Raw genomic sequence first — 3,233 nt, 5'->3', positions numbered from 1 at the left:
TTTATTTAATACTAATAAAAATATTTTAATTTATTTATATAGAAATTACTATAAAAATTTTAAAAAGCATTTTTTATAGTCTTTACAGTATATAGATAATTAATGATTACAAAAGTTTTAAAAATTTTTATATCTCAACTTTAGGTTTATTCCTTTTTATTAAATCCATCGTTCAATAACTTAAATAAAACTTCCTTCAAAGCGCACACGTTTTTCTTAGTTACTTTGAAGGAAGTTTTTCTTTCGAGATACTTATTTATTTTTTATTTTAATCTAATAGATTTGATGAGATAACAAATCATTTACCACGTTTCATGTGTAACATTCTAGATATTTATTAGTGATTATCTACGCTTTTGTCTTGTTAAGCGAACTTTTCTATATTCACTTCACTAATATGATGTTAAATTAAAATTTTTCTCTACAATTTGATTCAGTTGCTCTGTTATTACTTTGAAATCCTGGTTTAAATCCAGTGTCTTAACGCTTACTTGGTTTCCACTCATTTGAAAAGTATCGTCTGGAATGACGTTTTCACCAGTTTTAGCGTAAAGTAACATACCAGAAACTGTAATATCTTTATCTTTTAAATTCACAGATTGATTTTTTACATAAGTAAATATTTGATATAAATTGGCAGAATGAATTTTCTTAGTTTCGAAATAGTTATTTAACGTGTTTTTATAATATTTGGCATCAATAATTAAACATCGCTTTTTATAAGTTATCATGATGTCACTTTTCATGATTGGTAACATTTCAAGGCTAGAAGCTTCCTCAATGGACCAAGGGATATGTGAAGCAGTTACCGTTAACTGTGGATATTCTTTCTTATAGTATTCAAGTATAAACTTCTCATATAAACGCGACATTTGTTGTTCATCTTCAAATGTCATTAACTGTTTATAGCCACTCTTTTCAGACTGAAGCACGCCGTCATGAATCAACTTGCATATAGATAACAACATTTTATATGTCTGATTATTGCGCGTAAAATTGAAATTCCATTGAATATTGCGATAATCGATTGTCTCGACTTTATCAAAATATAACAGTAATCTTTTAAGATTTTTCTTTCTTTCTTTTGAAATTTCCACATTTAGCAACGTAATCATAGTCGTTTTTAATATTTGATTCATGTACGTATTAATAGAGAACTCTTCATATGTACAATTCATTCTTTTGTTCATCATATCGAGATTTTGTATAGATTGAGTGACATTTATTTTCCCTCTTATCACTTTTAAACTATCGTTGTATTCTACATATTCATGATGTAAGCCATTTTTCAATTGAGTTGAAACGCCCTTAATTAGAATTGCTGCATATAAATCAGCGATATTCTCAAATTCTTCAGTCGCTAAGTTTTGATAACCCTTTTTATTTAAAATGGTGAACGCATACGACAACATATAATAGATATTTTGAATCTTGATCATAACTCAATCGCATTCCTTAATTTCTCAGCCCACATGTCGACTTTCGAAGGTTCATCAAACCAATATTCGTTGAGTAATGGTAAGATTTCAAATTCGATAATATCAGATAAATCCGTAGTAGTGACATTTTCAAAATTACTAAAATAACTGTGGCCGATAACGAAACTTTCGCCTAACATATCATCTTGGATAATGTCATTATTCAACGCTTCAATACATTGAATTAATGCATCAAATTCTGGGCTATTTAAGCTTTTTTGATAGTCTTTAAATTTCTCATTTTCAAAGGCAGGTTTCATATCATAAAATGCAAATCTTCGACGCAAGGCATAATCAAGAATTGCTAAACTGCGGTCGGCCGTGTTCATCATACCTATGATATAGAGATTCTCAGGCACAGAAAATGCTTCATCTGTATATAGCAACTCCACTTCTAAACCTCTCTTGTCATTCTCGATTAACATAAAGAGTTCGCCAAAGATCTTACTTAAATTACCACGATTAATTTCATCAATAATAAAGAAATAATCATTATCTAAATCTTGTTTAGCAACTTTACAGAAATCATAAAAAGCCCCTGTAGAAAGCTCGAAACCTGAATTTGTCGGTCTGTAACCCATAACAAAATCTTCATAAGCATAACTTTGATGAAATTGGATTAATTTAACACGCGACGCATCCTTAACGCCCATCATTGAATACGCTAAACGCTTCGCTACATAAGTTTTACCTACACCCGGTGGCCCCTGTAAGATGACATTCTTCTTTCTTTTAACCAGACGTACGAGGCGGTCATAATTGCTTTCAGTCATAAATACGTCGTTCAGTAAGTCGTCCTTTGTGTATGGCGGATATTCAATTGGAGGATTTTCAATAACTTTTTGTGGATTTTTAGCTTTATTCATTTCTTTTGAATACACCCAAACTTCATGACTGAAATCGATAAAATTATCTACCGATGTTTCGCCACTAGATAAAAATGCTTTTAACATATCTATAATGGCTAAATAGTTCTCGCCACTCAATTTACCTTTAGGTTCAAGATTTTTATTAACAAATTTAGCTGGTATTTTATCATTTTCAAAGATATAGCTTTTGGTAAGAGAGTCATAATTCGCAAACGTTTCTGGCGCAATCCAATACAACCCACTCGTTAGCTTGCTATTTCCGATTTCTGGTTGAACAATAACTAGATTAAACTTTTCAATAAAATTTATTCTATTATCTTCGGTCTGTTCTTGCGCATATTTCAGAGCACCCTCAAATAATGCCCATAAATTATCGATATCATCAGCATTACGCTTTCCATCAAAAGCATAAAACGTCGCGCTCATATTATTAACTGTAGGAATACTGTAAAAACTTGTTGGTACCTGAGTTTTAATATCAAAATAGCGCGCTAATTCATTTAAAATCTTAATCTTATTCACGTCTCGCATAGATGCTTTATTAAATAACGCAAAAATCGTGAAAGGATCAATATCAATTAATTCATTATTTTTCTCAAGCGTGGGGAGTTTGATTCCCGCTCTTTCATAGATCATCTCTATCATTCTTATTAGCTCCCCACGGCGATGACGATATTTTAATAATTCAGAAGCTAATGTTTTATAAAAAGGAACCCATGTTTTATCTATATTATTCAAGGTCAAAACCCCTTTAAATTTCAATAATTACAAATTTAGATGTTAAAAATTTTTATAATTGGCACTTTATATTATGAGGTTAATTTCATAAAGTAAGCCAACATGAACAGTGTTTAGTTAATAATATCTAAACATACAAGTGTATTGA

General features: G+C 30.4%; 2 protein-coding genes. Both read right to left on the bottom strand.

What is annotated here, in order from left to right:
- Window positions 1–392 precede the first annotated feature (392 nt).
- Entirely contained in the window at window positions 393–1,439 is a 1,047-nt protein-coding gene (gene mcrC / locus CD127_RS11695; protein WP_103366808.1) for a 5-methylcytosine-specific restriction endonuclease system specificity protein McrC, read from the bottom strand.
- Window positions 1,436–3,085 carry an AAA family ATPase gene (locus tag CD127_RS11690; protein WP_174694734.1) on the bottom strand — a complete coding sequence of 550 codons (1,650 nt, stop codon included), beginning with the start codon at window positions 3,083–3,085 and terminating at the stop codon, window positions 1,436–1,438. Before CD127_RS11690 ends, mcrC begins: the two co-directional genes overlap by 4 nt.
- Window positions 3,086–3,233 lie beyond the last annotated feature (148 nt).

Source organism: Staphylococcus petrasii (assembly GCF_002902565.1).
Lineage (GTDB): Bacteria > Bacillota > Bacilli > Staphylococcales > Staphylococcaceae > Staphylococcus > Staphylococcus petrasii.
Note: the sequence above shows the minus strand (reverse complement) of the source record. Positions and strands in the feature narration are given on the sequence as shown.